Raw genomic sequence first — 16,488 nt, forward strand, 5'->3', positions numbered from 1 at the left:
GATCTTTGTTTTGTTCGAACTTAGTTAAGTTCATAACCTTTGAAGAAAAACGCAATTTCTTGGAGTGCGTTTGCAACAGAGTCAGAACCGTGAACCGCATTCGCTTCTTTGCTTTCTGCAAAGAGTGCACGGATGGTTCCTGCTTTCGCTTCTTTCGGGTCAGTGGCACCGATGACGTCTCTCCAATGAGCCACTGCATTGTCTCTTTCTAGAGCGCAAGCAACGATAGGGCCAGAAGCCATGTATGTGCAAAGGTCATTGTAGAAGGGACGAGCTGCGTGAACCGCGTAAAATTGTTTTGCGTCTTCGAGGCTGAGTTTTAGGAATTTCATTCCTAGGATTTTAAATCCTTCTTTTTCAATTCTTTGAAGGATGTCACCGATGTGTTTGTTTTTCACAGCATCGGGTTTAAGCATAATAAAAGTTCTTTCCATATCTCCAAAAGCTTGGAGAAACCGAAAAAAGCAATCGAATCTTTAGGTGGTTAAAAAACGAACCAAAAGAAAAGAAGTTGGTAGAAGATCCATTTTTTCAAATCCCATTTCTTCCCAAACATTTAGATCAATGAGGATCAGTGAAAATCCTGTGATTTTATTTAAGGAAATCGGGTAAGGATTCAAATCAGTTTCTGGTTGGACCAGGTCTTCCACCTTGATTTTGTTCGACTTCATTCCTTTCAGTGAGGTGAGTTTTTGGGCAAAACCTAGGATTGGGTCTTTTTCCCCTTTATAAAGAATGGCCAGTTTTTCCACAGACTCGAGACCATTGTCGATAAGAACCCCAACCGTTGCGGGGCAATAGTTTAGGATTCCTTTGATTTTCCCTCCCGTATAACTCCGGGAAAATAGGGGTTTGGCGGCACCGATGAGGAGGATGTCTGTATGTTTGATTTTTGCAAAATTAACAATTTCATAAGTGACATTGTCTGTAATGCGGTATTCGGTTTGGACCTGGATTCCCATACTTGAGCCTGTTTGGCGAATGGCTTCGAAACTAGCATCTCTGTAACGACGAATTTCTTCATTAGAAAGGGAATCGTTTGGTGAAATGTGCAGGGCAGTGATTTCTAAATTTTTCTTTTGGTTTCCTGAGAGAGAATATGCAAAACGAACTAAACTTTTTCCCATTTTCTCTTGGGCGAAGGCCACTAACACCCGTAACTTGCGATCTGCTGGTTTTTCTGTCTGAATGGATTTTTCAGATTTGGAGAAGAATTTTTGAATTCCATCCAGGAGGGGACCTGTGGAGAGAGTAGTCACAAGTGCCATAAGGACAAAGACTGCAAAGATTTCGGGACTTAAGATTCCTAGATCATATCCAATGTTGAGTACGACAAGTTCCATAAGGCCTCGCGTATTCATTAAGGCACCGATGGAAAGAGAGTCTTCCCAGTTAGAACCTGCAATTTTTGCAGCAAAGGCACTTCCTACAAATTTTCCGACAACGGCAACGAGGATTACCAATCCAAAAACAAACCAGAGATGAGAATCGTTGAGAAGGCCAATTTCAGTCCGGAGTCCAGTGATGACAAAAAATATCGGTAGAAATAAAATAACGGCTATGTCTTCGATTTTTTCTGCGATGAGTTTCTTTAAATTTCCTTCGGCCGGCATAATCACACCAGCAAGGAAGGCTCCGAATAAAGCATGAATTCCTATTACCTCTGTTGTGAGTGAGGATAGAAATAGAATCATCATGATGAGAGCCACAGCCGTTCGTGTTAGGTTTTCACGAGAAATATAAATTGAACCCAATCGTTTAAGAAAGGGTGCTACCAAATAAATCATGGTTAGGATATAGGCAAAAGATAATCCAATGGTAAATAGGGCAGTGTTTAGATTTCCGGCTTTGGAGATGGTAACAATGATCGCAAGTAAGATCCAAGCGGTAATATCATCGGCAGCAGCACAAGTGAGAACCATAGCACCGAGTGGTGTCCTTGTGAGATTTCTTTCCTGAAGGATTCTTGCAAGGACGGGAAAGGCAGTGATACTCATTGCAATTCCCATAAAGAGGGAAAAAGATAAAAATCCTACATTTTCAGGAGCATAGTCTGTATAAAAAAAATAGGCCAGAATCATTCCTAAAAAGAAAGGGAATATGATACTCGCATGACTAATGATGATGGCAGAGTGGGCCTTGTTTTTGAGAACGGATAGATCTAACTCCATTCCGATGATAAACATAAAAAGAACCAAACCAATTTGGCTCAGTGTTCCGAGAGTAGGAAGACTTGCCGGTGGAAACAAAAATCCCATGGTCTCAGGGAAGTAGTAACCGAGAAGGGAGGGTCCAAGCAAAATCCCTGCGACAATTTCTCCCATGACGGAGGGTTGTTTGAGTTTGCGTGAAAATACATAACCTACAAATCTTGCTGATCCACATACAATGATGATTTGAAGAAAAAGAAGAGCCAGTGGGTGGTGGAACCGGTTAAAAAAATTCTCCGTATCCAAATGTTCATTAGAAACTAAAACTATATTTTTAGCTGTTTCAAGTAGGCTTCCAGCTTGTAATAGGAAATACCCAAGAGAACCAAATAGAAGTAAGGTGAAGCCGTAAAAGACAGAAGAACGTGTTTTCATAGTATCCTCATTTTCGCCTTATACGGAGAATTTTTTTGTAAGGGCTTCGCCCACAATGTCTGGAACTTGGTTAGATACAGCTCTTCCATGTCTTGCTACTTCTTTGACGATGGTTGAGGATACAAAGGAGTACTCATTGTCTGCCATTAAGAAATAAGTTTCGATTTCTGGGGCTAATTTTTTATTCATAAGCGAAATTGCATATTCATAGTCGAAATCTGTGACAGCCCGAAGTCCCCGTAAAATGACACGCGAGTTTTTTTCTTTGCAATAATCGACAGTGAGGCCTTCAAAAGTATCGATTTTGATTTTTTCCCAACCCTTAAAGACCTTTCCAATCATTTCCACCCGTTCTTCTGGTGAAAAAAGAGAGCTTTTTTTGGAGTTAATAGCGACTGCTATGATGATCTCTTCAAATAACGGATGAGCTCGCCGTATAATGTCGAGATGACCGTTGGTGAACGGGTCAAAAGAACCTGGATATACGGCGATATTTTTCATCTTATTTATTTACCCGAGCCCACTCTTTCATAGGAAGTCCGTAAAGGTTGATAAACCCTTCGGCATCGTACTGGTTGTACAACTCTTCTTTTTCAAAAGTGGAAAGTCCTGCGTTGTAAAGGGACTTGTTTGATTTTCTGCCAACGACCGTACAATTTCCTTTATACAATTTGATTCGTACAGTTCCGTTTACATATTTTTGTGTGTAATCCATATAAGCTCGCAGAGCATTCATTTGGTTGGAATACCATTGGCCATTGTAGATATAACGAGCAAACTCTTGAGAGAGTTCGTCTTTTTTGTGTTGGGTGTCACGGTCGAGTGTGATGGATTCTAAATCGCGGTGGGCAATGTGTAAAATGGTTCCACCGGGAGTTTCATACACTCCACGAGATTTGATTCCTACAAGTCTGTTTTCTACAATGTCGACTCTTCCGACTCCGTTTTTTCCACCTAAATCGTTTAAGGTCTCCATCACTTCGAGTGGATTCATTTTTTTTCCATCGATAGCAACACAGTCTCCATTTTCAAAATCCAATTCCAAGTAAGTTGGTTTGTCTGGAGCTTTTTCTGGAGAGACCGTTAAGATAAACATATCTTCTTTAGGTTCATTGAATGGATCTTCTAAAATTCCACCTTCAAAAGAAAGGTGCATTAAGTTACGATCCATACTATAAGGTTTAGCGGCTGTTACGGGAACAGGGATTCCTTTTTTCTTAGCATATTCAATGAGGTCGGCTCGGCCACCAAAATCCCAAGTTCTCCAAGGGGCTATGATTTGTAAATTTGGGGAAAGAGCTTTGAAAGTAAGTTCGAAACGAACTTGGTCGTTTCCTTTTCCTGTGGCGCCGTGAGAGAAAGCATCAGCACCTTCCTTGGTAGCAACTTCTGCCATAGCTTTGGCAATGAGTGGCCTTGCGAGAGAAGTACCTAATAGATAACGCATTTCATAAATAGCATTTCCGCGAATGGCGGGAAAAATAAAATCACGTGCAAATTCCAAACGAAGGTCTTGGATGTAGACTTTGGAAGCTCCGGTATTTTTACCTTTTTCTTCGAGACCGGTTAGCTCTTCTTTTTGACCAACATCGGCACAAAAAGCAATGACTTCACAACCATAAGTATCTTTCAACCAAGCAAGGATGACGGAAGTATCTAGTCCACCGGAGTAAGCGAGAACGATTTTTTTGGGAGCAGGTTTCTCTTTCATAGAATAAGGTCAAAATAAAAGAAAAAACTAAGAACACAATTAAATATTGTCTGAAACGAAATTGTGTAGTAGATTTGGTGGATGCGTTTTTTCCTTTCCTTCTCAGTTTTTGTAAGCCTCAGCGTTTTTACGATCCAGTGTCAAAAGCAAGTTGTACCTCAGGAGGAAATTACAAAGTTCCTTCCCAAACCAAAGATATACATCCAACGAGAAGGAACAGGCAAACGTGGAAGTTTTGTAGGGATAGAACCCTATCTCAACAAGTACAGCTACGCAACAGAAGATAGTTTTTATCTCGCCCTACGTGATTACTTTCAAATGGCAAAGGAGAAGGAACTCCTCTTTGTCGATCGCAGTATCGTTGTCCTACCGGAATATTTGGGAACTTGGCTTGTGGTGACTGCCGATGACAAATCGATTTTTGCCTCCACTACAATCCAAGAGGCGATGGAAGTTCTGGTAAAACAAAACTTAGGATCCTTTCTTTGGCATTATCTATTTAGTAATTCTTACTCGGCTGATACTTTAAAAGAAACACTCTTTCGAATGAAGGCATGGCAGATGTCTGATAGATACCAATCGGTGTTTGCACGGCTTGCCCTTGAGTATCGGGTAGCGATTGTGGCGGGTTCCATTGTGCTTCCTCATCCCAAAGTGATCGAAGGAAAAATCACTCCGACTGATGGCCCCTTGGAAAATGTAAGTTTTTATTTTCATCCCGATGGTCGAGTGGATGACCAAATCGTTCGTAAACTTTTTCCCATCATTGAGGAGAAAGAATTTTTAACTGAGGGGAAGTTAGAAGAAAATCCCACTTACCAAACTTCTCTAGGGAAATTGTATACTATGGTCTGTGCCGATTCTTGGTTTCCGGAAGTATATCAGGAATTAAAAAATTCAGAAGCAGAACTTTTAGCTGTTCCCTCTTTTGTTTCACCCGCTGATGCGTGGACCACCAAATGGAATGGTTACAACGGTTATGCGAATCCTAAAGATATCGATCCCAAAGACATTGGTTCTATTTCAGAACGGACTGCTTGGAAAAAATACGCCATGTTGGGGCGCCTGAAAGATCCTAAAGTAAAGGCGGGAATCAATGTGTTTTTTCGGGGAGAGATTTGGGATATGAAAGCAGGTGGGGATGCCTTTTTATCTCTTGGGGGAAAACCAGTTTTGAACGTTGTAAAAGAAGAAAAAAACCAAGGAAGATTGTATGTACTCTTTCTCTAGAAAATCCTTTCTCGCACTTCTGCTATTCTGTGCGGGGATTAAATCCAAAATCCGATATTTCTATTTTAGTGATTCGGAGACTAAAACTGTCACTGCTTTTGCCGAAGTGGTCCTACCGATTACAGAACCAGGAATGCCGAACCTAGAAGAAGCAAATGTTATGCGAAGATTGGATGAGGAATTGTACTTTGTCTCAGATGAAATTCAGGAAGATTTCCATTCAGCGGTGATGGTTATGGAATACCTTCCAGTTCTTTATGGACAGTTTGCTTTTTTTTCAAATCTTAGTTTTGAAAAACGCGAAGAGCTAATCTTGAAATTAGCTGAGACAGACTCCGATATTCTACGAGCTGTGGTCGGTAATTTAAAACTGTTGGTTTGTCTTGTTTATTACGGACACAAATCCACATGGAATTCCATTTCCTATCCAGGTCCCTTTGCCAATCCACCCGAAAAGTGGAGTGAAGCAAGAATCCATTACCAAAATTTGGTGAAAGGAAAAGGGGTATAATATGAAGTCAGGAGTTTATCGTGATTATAAAAGTTATACACCTAACGAAGCCATAACGGTAGATGTTGTGGTGATTGGTTCTGGATGTGGTGGTTCTACCATGGCTTACGAACTTTCCAAAAAAGGACTGAAAGTGGCCCTCATCGAACAAGGGGGAAATTATCATACAGGAACTTTTGATAACAATGAGCTAAATATGGGAGGAAAAATTTCTGCAGAGAGAAACTTCCATACAACCGCTGATGGTGGAATCAATCTTACTTATGGAAACAATCTAGGGGGAGCGTCAGTCCACTATTGGGCGGATAGTTACCGCACACCAGAAGATCGATTATTGTTATGGAACCGAAAATACGGGATCGAACACCACTTACCTGAGGATTTAGAATCCTATTGGCCAGAGTTGGAAGCGGACCTTCATGTAACACCGGCGGGGGAAGAATATTTTAACCCAATGAATCGTTTGTTTAGAGGAGCCTCAAAACGATTAGGTTGGGAAGGCCATGCGGTTCCGCAAGCACGAAAGAACTGCCAAAAGTCCGGTCATTGTATGCAAGGTTGTCTATTCGGCGCCAAACAGTCGCAACTTGTGACTCATATCCCAAGAGCCGTAGAATTAGGAACGGATGTTTATACAGACCTTCGGGCAGAAAAATTACTTTTTGTGGGTCAAAAAGTAACGGGTCTGGAAGCCGTTGTGATCGACAGGCGCACCCTCCGTCCTACAAAAACCAAAGTTCGTTTTCAAGCCAAAGCTGTCTGTGTATCTGCCGGAGGGTTTGGGAGTTCTACTTTTTTACTTCGGAATGGTCTCAAAAAAAGATTACCTGCTCTCGGACAATTCCTTGCGATCAATCCTTCTCCCATGGTACATGCGTTATATGAAGAGCCAATCGTCCAGTGGCGTAATATCCCGGCTGCCTATGGAGTCGAGGGATTTCGTTTGGCACGTTACCAAAATGGGAACTATAGGGAAGGTGGGTATATGCTCATGCCAAACCAATTGCAACCGGCGACACTTGCGGCTCTCATCCCCAGTTTTGGAAAAGAACATTTTTTTTATATGAAACAAATGGAACACTTAGGCGGAACCATTGGTTGGATTGATGATGTGGATGGGGAACTTGGATCGATCGAAGTGGATTTATTCGGCAAAAGAAAAATTCATTATCCCTTTGGAAAAATCACCAAACAGATCTTTAGTGATCTTACCTATAAACAAATGAAACTCAATTTTGAAGCCGGTGCCAAAGAAGTGTTCCTTGCTGGGATGAAACTTCGGAAATATTCTAAAATGCCGAAAAAAGAAGAAATTGATTCTCTTGCGTGGAGACCTGCCGAATTTCCGATGGCAGCTCCCCATCCTGCAGGTGGTTGTCGGATGGGAAAATCACCGGAAAACTCGGTGGTGAATTCTCGCCACCAAGTTCACGGGTTTCAAAATTTGTTTGTCGCAGACTCTTCTGTATTTCCTACAGGGGTCAGTGTGGATCCCAGTTTTACCATTATGGCTTTTAGTAAAAAAGCCTCTGAATTTGTAATGGATGTTATGTGAGATTTTTATTTCTAAATACAGCGACAGTTTCGACATGATCGGTTCTTGGGAACATGTCGACTGGTTGGACTGAATTTAAAAAGTATTGTCTGGCGAGTAGGTTTGTGTCTTCTCGAAGGCTCATAGGATCGCAAGATACATAGACAATTTTTTTAAATCCCATTCCTAAAATGGTTTCTGCCACTTCGGCACCAAGGCCAACCCTTGGAGGGTCGAGAACTAAGGTGTCGTAGTTTTTTCCATAAAGAGAGGGTAAAACTTCGGACACTCTTCCTTTGCGAAACCGTACATTGTGTACATGATTGTATTTGATCGATTCGAGGGCAGTTCTATGAGAAGCAGGATTTTCTTCGATTCCCATCACTTCTTTGCAGTTTCCAGAAATCCAAAAGGAAATGGTTCCAATTCCCGAATAGGCATCGATCACCCGACTTTCTGGTTCGATTTCATCTAATACTAAGTTGTACAAACTCGGAGTTTGGATGGGGTTTACTTGCAAAAAAGTAGAAAGACCTACGCGAAATTTATGTTTTCCAAAATGTTCGTGGATATACGGTCTACCCCATAACAGATGTTCTTCGCGACCTAGAGCCATGGTGGTGTGCTTTGTATTGATATTATGAATGATACCAACGATTTTACCGAGTTTGCCTGTTTTTCCAATTCGGTTTTGGATAGCTGTGTGAAGCCTTTTGGATGCGTCTTTGGGATGTGGTAGATCTTCTTTGGCAGTGACAATCCCCAGAATGATTTCTCCTGTAGAAAAAGATTTTCTAGCCACAAGGTATTTCATCATTCCCCGTTTGGATTTTTCGTTATAGGGAAGGAGTCCTTCTCGTCTGGCCCATTGTTTGACGGCGAGAGCGATTTCTGTCAGACCTTGGTCTTGGATATCACATTCGGTTTGGTCTAGGACAAATGTGGATTCTTTATTGAAGAGACCTAAAGTAAGAAGTGTTTTGTTTCCAATGATTCTTCTTCCAAAAGGAAGTTGGATTTTGTGGCGATAAAATTCTGGGGAAGGACTCGGAACTATGGTACGAAATTCTAAGTGCCGATAGGTTTTAAACAGTTCTTTAATGTTTTGTTCTTTTTTTCGAAGTTCTTTGGTGTAATCAATATCTAAGTAATTACATCCACCGCAAGTTCCGAAGTGCGTACAGATTTTTCCACCGGATTTGGTTGTTGTCATAATTTGTTTCCGGTTCCTACAAGTTCGGAGATGTTGGATAGTTTCTTTTGTTTCAGCGTTTTGTCGAGGTAACTGCAAATTTGGTATGGAAGGAAAGGTCCTTCATAAATATAAGCTGTGTAAATTTGAACGAGGTTAGCACCGGCTTCAATCATACGAACTGCTTTTTCTCCTGAGTCAATTCCACCCACACCGATGATCGGAATTTTTCCTTTGAGTGTTCTGTAAGCAAGGGAAACAAAGTGGAGAGATCTTTCGAAGAGGGGGCCACCTGAGAGTCCTCCCTCCGGTGGATTTTTTTCACCGAGTACATCTTTATTCAACGTAGTGTTTGTGAGAATGACGCCACTAATTTTGTAATCCAAACAAACATTTAGGTTTTCAATTAGTTCCTCTTCTGACAAATCAGGTGCAAATTTTAAATACAAAGGTATAGGAAACTTTCCATCAAAAGCAGATTGGATCCCTTCGATCAGTTCCATCAGACTTTTTTTGGTTTGAAGAGAACGAAGACCTGGCGTGTTCGGAGAGCTGATATTGATGACAGCATAGTCTCCATAAGGAACTAATTTTTTTAACGTATATACATAATCACTTACTGCATTTTCTAATTCAGTGACTTTGGATTTACCTGCGTTGATCCCACGAACTCCAGACTTTTGTTGGTTCTTTAAATTGGATTCAGCAATATCTGCACCAGGGTTGTTAAATCCCATGCGGTTGATGAGTGCCTTATGTGTTGGATAACGAAAGAGACGAGGTTTGTCATTACCTGGTTGTTCTTTCGCTGTGATGGTTCCTACTTCGATAAATCCAAATCCCATATGGATCATTGTGGGAAAGAGTTCCGTTGTTTTATCAAAACCTGCGGCAAGTCCTAAAGGATTGGGAAACTGGATTCCTTGGATTGTTTGTTTTAATCTTTCCGATTTGTATTCAAAAAGAGAGGAAAGAGTTTTATGGAAAAAAGGAATCTTTTGGGAAAGCGAAAGGAAACCTGACACAAGATGGTGTGCCGATTCTGGATCTAAGTGAAACAGGATTGGTTTGATGAGGTGGTTGTAGAACAAGAGGAGAATCCTTACGTTGATTCTTTTTTCACCGTCATTTCTTACAATTTCTTTCCGAAAATAGCGATCTTTCAGAGATTCATATCAGGACTCGACTCAATGGCACCTAATACTTCATTTTCCCGGATTTGGCAGAATCCTTCCGACTTTCCAGCGGAAGCAGTATTGCGGGAATTGGAAAACCTACTCAGGTCAAATCCCGATTTTTGGCTCAAAATCAATCGAGATGGAATCATTGTAGATTATAAAACTTCAAGGTTTGTGAACATTGGAGACAAACCAGAAACCCTTTTAGGTAAACATATTGATGTAGGCCTACCCTCATACCTTCGTGAAATCACTGCAGAAGCTCTGGCTTATTTATCTGAGAAAAAAAGTCAGGTGTTTTGGAAAGAGTATTCTTATGGAATCGAACCAAACATCCGTCATGTGGAAGTGCGTTTTGTAGTTCTTTATGAAGGATATATTATGTCCAATCACCGGGACATTACAGAAAGGAAACGATTAGAGAATGCGTTTTTAGAAAGTGAATCTAGATTTCTTTCCATGGCACAGAATGCGGCCGACTCCATTGTTATTATTAATGATGAAGGTATTATTCAATTTTTTAACAAAACGGCTGAAAAAACTTTTGGTTATGACCAAGAAGAAGTCATCGGAAAAAATATTACTATAATCATTCCAGACGGTTATAGAGGTAAACATAACACTTTCTTAAAAAAGTATAAAGAAACAGGTTCTCAAACAATCCTAGGTGTCGGTAGGGAACTTGTCGCACAACGAAAATCAGGTGAAACATTTCCTTGTGAATTATCTGTGGGTGAATTCAAAACCAAAACAGGGAAAATGTTTACGGGAATTTTGCGAGACATTAGTCTTAGGAAACAACAAGAAGAAGAACTATACCAATATAGAAATCATTTAGAAGATTTGGTAGAAAGCCAAACCATGGACTTAAAGATGTCCAAAAATATTGCAGAAGAGGCTTCTTATATGAAGTCTCTTTTTCTTGCAAACATCTCTCACGAACTAAAAACACCAATCCATGCGATTTTGAGTTACGCTGAACTAGGGGAAGAGAAATCAGCATCTGTCCCCCCCGAAAAAATCAAAGAATACTTTCAAATCATTGATTCATCAGGCAAACGTTTGTTAGGTTTGCTCGAAAATTTGTTAGATATAGCTAAACTAGAGTCCGGTAAGATGCGATATCTATTTGAGAAAAATTGTCTGAAAGAGACCACAAAATTTGTAATCAACGAAATGCGTGTAATTCTGGAAAAAAGAGGGATCACAGTTGTTCTACTAGATAAGGAAGAACGTTGGGAAGCGGAGTTTGATTATGAGAGAATTCAGCAGGTAATACGAAATATTTTATCAAATGCATTAAAATTCATTCCAAATGACACTAATATTGAAATTAGTATGGTTCGAAGAGAATTTATTCCGAGAAAAACTCAGTCATATGTTAGCGGTATCGGAATACAGATTCGTGACTTTGGGCCAGGAATACCTACGGAAGATTTGGATAAAATTTTCGAAAAGTTCATACAGTCCAAACAAGTGAAAGCAGGAACGAAGGGAACGGGTCTCGGTTTATCTATTTCTAGAGAAATTGTAAATGACCACCACGGATTGTTATATGCCGAGAACCATGAAGAAAAGGGAGCAATTTTTACTATGTTAATTCCTTGTTCTCGTGAAGGACTCCGATGATTAACTTACTAGCAGTAGACGACGAAATGATCAATTTGATGATCATTGATGAGTCGCTTTCTGATAAAGGCTTTAATGTTGTCAAAGCAAAAGATGGGGAAGAAGCATTCCAAATCCTAAGTTCTGATTCTACATTGTTTCACGCTATCATCTTGGATCGACTCATGCCAAAGATGGATGGAATTGAACTCTTAAAAAAAATTAAACGTTCAGAAAAGTATAAAGACATTCCTGTCATCTTTCAAACAGCCATGAGTTCTATCACTGATATGACGGAAGGATTGGATGCTGGTGCTTTTTATTACCTTACCAAACCATATTCTAGAACATTGTTAGTTCGTATCGTACAAACAGCCGTAGAACATTTTATTAAACTCCAACGCGCAAAAGAAGACCTTCATAAAGGTATGGGTGCACTCAGGCATATGCTCACTGGGGAATTTCGGATTCGATCCATTCGAGAATCTCATGAATTAGCACCTTTACTCGCCAATGCTTGTCCTGATCCCGAACGTGTGTTAACTGGGATTATGGAAATTTTAAACAATGCCATTGAACATGGGAATTTGGGTATATCCTATCAGGAAAAATCAGAGCTCCATGATAACGACAAACTTATGGAAGAAATCTTTAGAAGGTTAGAAACTCCTGAATTCAAAGATAAATTTGTAAAAGTTACTTTTGAAAAAAATGATCACCATATAGAAATTCGCGTGAGTGACCAGGGGAAAGGATTTGATTGGCAAAGGTATTTGTCTGTAGAAGCTATGACAAAAAATGCCTTTAAAACACATGGTCGTGGAATTTTTATGGCTCGTAAATTGTCTTTCGATGATCTGTCTTACACTGATGAAGGAAGGACGGCAGTCATTCGAATTGATTTATCCAACAAACAGGGAAATTTACTCACCGACTTTCAAGAATAACTATTGTTTATAATTGAAAGACAGTGGGATCAGTAAAGTCATGAATGATTTTTTCTACATGGCTTTTTAGTTCTGATTCTGTATGGGATGTAGCCACTCCAATGATGGAACATCCTGCCGATTTTCCGGATTGTAAACCGGCCAGAGAATCTTCAAATACCACACAATCTTTTGGATCTAGTCCCAATTCCTGGGCGCAAAGTTCATACACTTGCGGATGGGGTTTGCCTTGAGTCACCATCGGCCCATCTACAATCACATCAAAAAAATGTCGTAGTGATAAAGTATCCAGAGTAAAATTAACATTCATTGTGGGAGCGGATGTGCCAAGAGCAATCTTTAGATGGTTGTCTTTAAGAAATTGTAAATAATCCACAAGCCCCGTATGTGGTTTCATATCTTTTTGATATAATGTTTGGTACCAACTTTCTTTTTCATCTCCATAGTCTTTGATTTCTTTCTCGGAGATATTTCCAAAAATCATTCGGAAAAGATCAGCATTCGTTTTGCCATTGAAAGTATCTCTGTAGATTTCTGAATTTAATGGGAAATCATACTTTTTAGAAAATTCCATCCAAGCTTTGAAATGATAAGAGTGATTATCGACAACAACTCCATCCATATCAAAGATAAATCCTTTATGTTTCATTTGTATTCCTTTCATATCCACCCACAAGTCCTGTGATAAAACTTGGGATTTTGGTTTCAAAGGTAAGTAATTCTTTATTAAACGGATGAGTCAACTGGATGGAAAAAGAATGTAATGCCATTCTGGGATAGGTTCTTGTATCGTTTCCGTACTTTGTATCACCAACGATGGGATGTTTTTTGTCAGAGAGATGGACACGGATTTGGTTTTTGCGACCAGTCAGTAGTTCAATTTCCAATAAAGAATATAAGTTAGTTTCTTTTAAAACTTTGAATTTTGTTTTAGAAAGTTTTCCTAACTCGGGTTCGTCTGTGGAATAAACGCGGTGGGCTTTGGATTCTACAAGGAAGGATTGGATGGTGCCGGATTTCTCTTTCCAAACTCCATGACTGACTGCCAGATAGATTTTTTTTGTTTTCTCCCAAGATTCTTGGAGAGTCTGTTTGGCCGTTTCTGTTTTTGCAAAAACCAAAATTCCAGAAGTTTCCCGGTCTAATCTGTGGACGATAAAGATTCTATTTTTGGATCTTTCACTTCCTTTTTTCACATAGTCCATAAGAGCTGCATAAGCAGTTTTTGATTTTTCCGATTCGGTTGCGATCGTGAGTAGCCCCGCTGGTTTGTCTACTACGAGGAGGTCACGATCTTCATGTAAAATCGTGAGGCCTTTAGGTAAAAATCGAGTATTGGTCTTTTGTTTCATTCGCGTTTTAGTAGTCCCAGAACCTTGGGATTGTTTTGTTTTTCTGCAAATTCAATTGCCGATTTTCCCCATTGGTCCTTTGTTTGCGGGTCGGCCCCTGCTTCCAACAAAAGTTTGATGAGTTCCAATTTTTCGTTCAATATCGCACTATGCAACATAGTGGATCCATATTTGTCTAATCCATTGATATTCTTTTCAATCGTGAGAAGGATTTTTGTCGCTTTCCAGTTTTCGTTGATGACGGCTTGACCGAGAGCTGTGACACCTTTTTGATTTCGTAAGCTTGGATCTACATTTTGTTTAGTAAGCAGTTCCAGGATAGCAAAGGAATGACCAATGACACTTAAATGTAGGGCGGTATTTCCTTCTTTGTTTTGGTGGTTTGGATTGGCCCCGGCATACAAAAGAATTTGAAATAGTTTTGGTTTGTCTGTTGTATCGTTTCCCATATTGATCATGGCAAGAAGCACAGTGTTTCCATCGGAGTCTTCTAATTCAATATTGGCCCCACGTTTGATGAATTCTTCCACGAGTGCAAAGTGGCGAACAAAAACCGAGACCATCAGTGGTGTTTTCCCAAATTTGGTTTGTGCATTAATATTGGCCCGAGCATCCATTAGATTTTTTGCATGATGGATGAATTTAAAATCAATTTCAGATGCGGAGATGAGGGGAGTTTCCGTAAAGGAATCTGTGGTTTCTAAATTGGCTCCTTTCGAAATAAATAAACGAAATATTGTGGGATCAAACTTTCTCGTTTTGATCATATAATAATGAAAATGGGAACGGTGATAATCCGATTCACCTAATTGGTAATTTGGATCCACTCCTGCTTCCAAAAGAATTTTTATGATTTCTGTTTTTTCAAATCCAATGGCTGTCGAAAGGGGAGTGTTTCCACGAATCATGGCTTCGTTTGCATTGGCTCCTTTGGATAACAAAAATTTAGTAAGATCAGCATTTCCTAATTCTGCTGCATAATGAAGTAATGTATATCCATCTACAGAACGTTTGGCGTTGGTATCTAACCCTTTGTTTACTTTGTCTTTGATGGTTTTTGGATCTCTCATTTTTGATAGATCTAACTCTGTTGCCATTAAAGGAAACGTTAGCACAACTAAGAGAATCGTATTGGATAAGAACTGAATTACGAATTTATAATTTGTTTTATTTACCATGGTGATACCGCTCCTTGAGGACGTAGGATCTGAAGTTCACGGCCTGAGGAAAGTGCCAAAACTTCTCTTAACTTTGGATGTACAGAAAAAATCTGAGGATGGATGTAATTGTCGTCTTCATTGGATGCAAATACTAAAATTCCTTTTTTGGTATCGACGATATTGAATTTTCCAGATGAAAACAATCCACCAATTATGAGTATGTCGTTTGATGGTGCGAAGAGCTCGCCGGCGTCAAAAAAGGATGATCGAAACAATTCTTTTTTTGTTTCTAAATTGTATCCGTAAACTTGGATATAACCAGCTTCGACTCCTGCCGAACAATATAAAATCTTCCCATCGGGAGTGACAGTTACGGAACGGATGGTTTGCCTATCTTTGGTTTCTAAATCTGGTGAAGAACTGAGTGGAATGTAAACAATGGGACCTGCTGGTTTTTCTTCTACTAGTGGGATATTACTATTTTGAACCAAAATCAATTCATTGATTTCATGAATTCGTCCATGGGCATTGCCGTATATAATTGTATTACGTTTATTAACGTATTGGTAGGGAAATTGATAGTGTGCAATTTCAAATCCTGCTGGTTGGGTCCAATCCGCTGAGTTTGGATCGGATGTTAATTGAAATTCGTTTATTTTTTTTCCAGAGTTTGTTTCATAAATTACAAACCGACGATCATAAAAATGCGGGCCGTCCATATTGTGTTTATAAGAAACAAGGATTTTTCTTCCACTATCAATGTATTTGGCACTATCTATTGTTTGTATCCAGTTAGGAGAAAGTCCTGCGGCTTCTCGATTGATCTTAGTTTCATATCCTGGATAACGATAGTCTATATCAGCAGTGATAGAATAAAACTTTGAAAACTCTGCAGGAAATTTCTTCGTGATACTTCCGTTATTTGAAGATCGCACAACTAAATAACGTTCTGAAGCTTGTCGATCGGGATCGGTTTGACCAAAACTTAGGAACGTTTTTCCATCGGGAGAGACATCAAAAATTTTTGGGCCATCAAATTCTTTTTGGTAGTGCATCTTTGTTTCTACCTTCCAAATCAGACTTCCGTCTAACAAACTGATACGATAAATATAAAAATTTGTGGTACCTATGATGACTGACTTTCCGTCCGTATGGTATTGGATGCTAAAAATGTTTTGTCCATCAATTTCGGGAGTGATGCGAGTTTGGATTTGCCAAGCTGTGTTCGGATCCGTAGTATTTGTCCCTTCGCGGCTGATCGTAGGGAATCCGAATCCTGGAGTGGGGTTTGACCAAAGAGAGGTAGATAGAATTCCGATGAGGAGAAGGGACTTGTGCATCGTATGAGTCTAAGTGAGGTGGAAAGAGGGTCAAGACTTGTCCATTTGCTTCCCAAACTGGGAATAAAATGGAGTTCTAGCTAGCATTTGTTTAATTTATTGAATTTATTTCTGTTAAAACAGACGATGGTTTTTGAGGA

At 39.7% G+C, this 16,488-nt stretch carries 15 protein-coding genes; 5 read left to right on the forward strand and 10 right to left on the reverse strand.

The features are described 5' to 3' along the window. Positions 1-20 precede the first annotated feature (20 nt). The 4 genes from JWG40_RS14800 to JWG40_RS14815 are packed head-to-tail and all read right to left on the reverse strand — an operon-like array spanning position 21 to position 4,296. A complete protein-coding gene (locus JWG40_RS14800; protein ID WP_012387121.1) occupies positions 21-434 on the reverse strand; it encodes a nucleoside-diphosphate kinase in 414 nt (137 codons plus the stop codon). Positions 435-476: 42 nt separating this feature from the next. Continuing rightward, entirely contained in the window at positions 477-2,585 is a 2,109-nt protein-coding gene (locus tag JWG40_RS14805) for a cation:proton antiporter domain-containing protein (protein WP_002985021.1), read from the reverse strand. Positions 2,586-2,603: 18 nt separating this feature from the next. Further along, complete coding sequence (coaD, locus tag JWG40_RS14810) at positions 2,604-3,086, reverse strand: pantetheine-phosphate adenylyltransferase (protein ID WP_135659508.1); 483 nt, start codon at positions 3,084-3,086, stop codon at positions 2,604-2,606. A gap of 1 nt (position 3,087) precedes the next feature. Further along, complete coding sequence (locus JWG40_RS14815; protein WP_002984983.1) at positions 3,088-4,296, reverse strand: argininosuccinate synthase; 1,209 nt, start codon at positions 4,294-4,296, stop codon at positions 3,088-3,090. Positions 4,297-4,377: 81 nt separating this feature from the next. Here JWG40_RS14815 and JWG40_RS14820 point away from each other — a divergent pair, with 81 nt between their 5' ends. The 3 genes from JWG40_RS14820 to JWG40_RS14830 are packed head-to-tail and all read left to right on the forward strand — an operon-like array spanning position 4,378 to position 7,592. Further along, a complete protein-coding gene (locus JWG40_RS14820) occupies positions 4,378-5,526 on the forward strand; it encodes a nitrilase-related carbon-nitrogen hydrolase (protein WP_205286544.1) in 1,149 nt (382 codons plus the stop codon). Continuing rightward, the gene (locus JWG40_RS14825; protein ID WP_205286545.1) at positions 5,510-6,037 is read left to right on the forward strand and encodes a hypothetical protein; all 528 of its coding nucleotides are present in this window, start codon (positions 5,510-5,512) and stop codon (positions 6,035-6,037) included. Before JWG40_RS14820 ends, JWG40_RS14825 begins: the two co-directional genes overlap by 17 nt. 1 nt (position 6,038) lies before the next feature. Beyond that, entirely contained in the window at positions 6,039-7,592 is a 1,554-nt protein-coding gene (locus tag JWG40_RS14830) for an FAD-dependent oxidoreductase (RefSeq protein WP_205286546.1), read from the forward strand. Here the strand turns inward: JWG40_RS14830 and rlmD are convergent. Continuing rightward, the gene (gene rlmD, locus JWG40_RS14835; protein WP_205286547.1) at positions 7,585-8,784 is read right to left on the reverse strand and encodes a 23S rRNA (uracil(1939)-C(5))-methyltransferase RlmD; all 1,200 of its coding nucleotides are present in this window, start codon (positions 8,782-8,784) and stop codon (positions 7,585-7,587) included. The two genes, JWG40_RS14830 and rlmD, sit on opposite strands and share 8 nt — an antisense overlap. Further along, positions 8,781-9,854 (reverse strand): quinone-dependent dihydroorotate dehydrogenase, encoded by a 1,074-nt coding sequence (locus JWG40_RS14840; protein ID WP_205286548.1) that lies wholly within the window; start codon positions 9,852-9,854, stop codon positions 8,781-8,783. The genes rlmD and JWG40_RS14840 overlap by 4 nt, the downstream gene beginning before the upstream one ends. Positions 9,855-9,953: 99 nt before the next feature. Between JWG40_RS14840 and JWG40_RS14845 the strand changes: the two genes are divergently transcribed. Next, a complete protein-coding gene (locus JWG40_RS14845) occupies positions 9,954-11,570 on the forward strand; it encodes a sensor histidine kinase (RefSeq protein ID WP_205286671.1) in 1,617 nt (538 codons plus the stop codon). Next, positions 11,567-12,496: a response regulator gene (locus tag JWG40_RS14850; protein ID WP_205286549.1), complete on the forward strand. Its 930-nt coding sequence runs from the start codon at positions 11,567-11,569 to the stop codon at positions 12,494-12,496. The genes JWG40_RS14845 and JWG40_RS14850 overlap by 4 nt, the downstream gene beginning before the upstream one ends. Positions 12,497-12,503: 7 nt before the next feature. On the opposite strand, the gene JWG40_RS14855 is transcribed toward JWG40_RS14850, so the two are convergent. From JWG40_RS14855 to JWG40_RS14870, 4 genes are read right to left on the reverse strand one after another with little or no spacing between them, the layout of a single operon-like run. Beyond that, positions 12,504-13,145: an HAD family hydrolase gene (locus JWG40_RS14855; protein ID WP_205286550.1), complete on the reverse strand. Its 642-nt coding sequence runs from the start codon at positions 13,143-13,145 to the stop codon at positions 12,504-12,506. Beyond that, the gene (locus JWG40_RS14860) at positions 13,135-13,848 is read right to left on the reverse strand and encodes an RluA family pseudouridine synthase (protein WP_205286551.1); all 714 of its coding nucleotides are present in this window, start codon (positions 13,846-13,848) and stop codon (positions 13,135-13,137) included. The genes JWG40_RS14855 and JWG40_RS14860 overlap by 11 nt, the downstream gene beginning before the upstream one ends. Further along, entirely contained in the window at positions 13,845-15,026 is a 1,182-nt protein-coding gene (locus JWG40_RS14865) for an ankyrin repeat domain-containing protein (RefSeq protein ID WP_205286552.1), read from the reverse strand. Before JWG40_RS14865 ends, JWG40_RS14860 begins: the two co-directional genes overlap by 4 nt. Beyond that, entirely contained in the window at positions 15,020-16,348 is a 1,329-nt protein-coding gene (locus JWG40_RS14870) for a hypothetical protein (protein WP_205286553.1), read from the reverse strand. The genes JWG40_RS14865 and JWG40_RS14870 overlap by 7 nt, the downstream gene beginning before the upstream one ends. Positions 16,349-16,488 lie beyond the last annotated feature (140 nt).

It is taken from the genome of Leptospira abararensis (assembly GCF_016918735.1).
Classification (GTDB): domain Bacteria; phylum Spirochaetota; class Leptospiria; order Leptospirales; family Leptospiraceae; genus Leptospira_A; species Leptospira_A abararensis.

Excerpts from the sequence above, each read along its gene's own strand:
- JWG40_RS14865 (WP_205286552.1), bottom strand. The coding sequence starts at position 15,026 with ATGGTAAATAAAACAAATTATAAATTCGTAATTCAGTTCTTATCCAAT.
- JWG40_RS14820 (WP_205286544.1), top strand. The coding sequence starts at position 4,378 with ATGCGTTTTTTCCTTTCCTTCTCAGTTTTTGTAAGCCTCAGCGTTTTT.
- JWG40_RS14850 (WP_205286549.1), top strand. The coding sequence starts at position 11,567 with ATGATTAACTTACTAGCAGTAGACGACGAAATGATCAATTTGATGATC.
- JWG40_RS14855 (WP_205286550.1), bottom strand. The coding sequence starts at position 13,145 with ATGAAACATAAAGGATTTATCTTTGATATGGATGGAGTTGTTGTCGAT.
- JWG40_RS14860 (WP_205286551.1), bottom strand. The coding sequence starts at position 13,848 with ATGAAACAAAAGACCAATACTCGATTTTTACCTAAAGGCCTCACGATT.
- JWG40_RS14815 (WP_002984983.1), bottom strand. The coding sequence starts at position 4,296 with ATGAAAGAGAAACCTGCTCCCAAAAAAATCGTTCTCGCTTACTCCGGT.
- rlmD (WP_205286547.1), bottom strand. The coding sequence starts at position 8,784 with ATGACAACAACCAAATCCGGTGGAAAAATCTGTACGCACTTCGGAACT.
- coaD (WP_135659508.1), bottom strand. The coding sequence starts at position 3,086 with ATGAAAAATATCGCCGTATATCCAGGTTCTTTTGACCCGTTCACCAAC.
- JWG40_RS14830 (WP_205286546.1), top strand. The coding sequence starts at position 6,039 with ATGAAGTCAGGAGTTTATCGTGATTATAAAAGTTATACACCTAACGAA.
- JWG40_RS14845 (WP_205286671.1), top strand. The coding sequence starts at position 9,954 with ATGGCACCTAATACTTCATTTTCCCGGATTTGGCAGAATCCTTCCGAC.
- JWG40_RS14805 (WP_002985021.1), bottom strand. The coding sequence starts at position 2,585 with ATGAAAACACGTTCTTCTGTCTTTTACGGCTTCACCTTACTTCTATTT.
- JWG40_RS14870 (WP_205286553.1), bottom strand. The coding sequence starts at position 16,348 with ATGCACAAGTCCCTTCTCCTCATCGGAATTCTATCTACCTCTCTTTGG.
- JWG40_RS14825 (WP_205286545.1), top strand. The coding sequence starts at position 5,510 with ATGTACTCTTTCTCTAGAAAATCCTTTCTCGCACTTCTGCTATTCTGT.
- JWG40_RS14800 (WP_012387121.1), bottom strand. The coding sequence starts at position 434 with ATGGAAAGAACTTTTATTATGCTTAAACCCGATGCTGTGAAAAACAAA.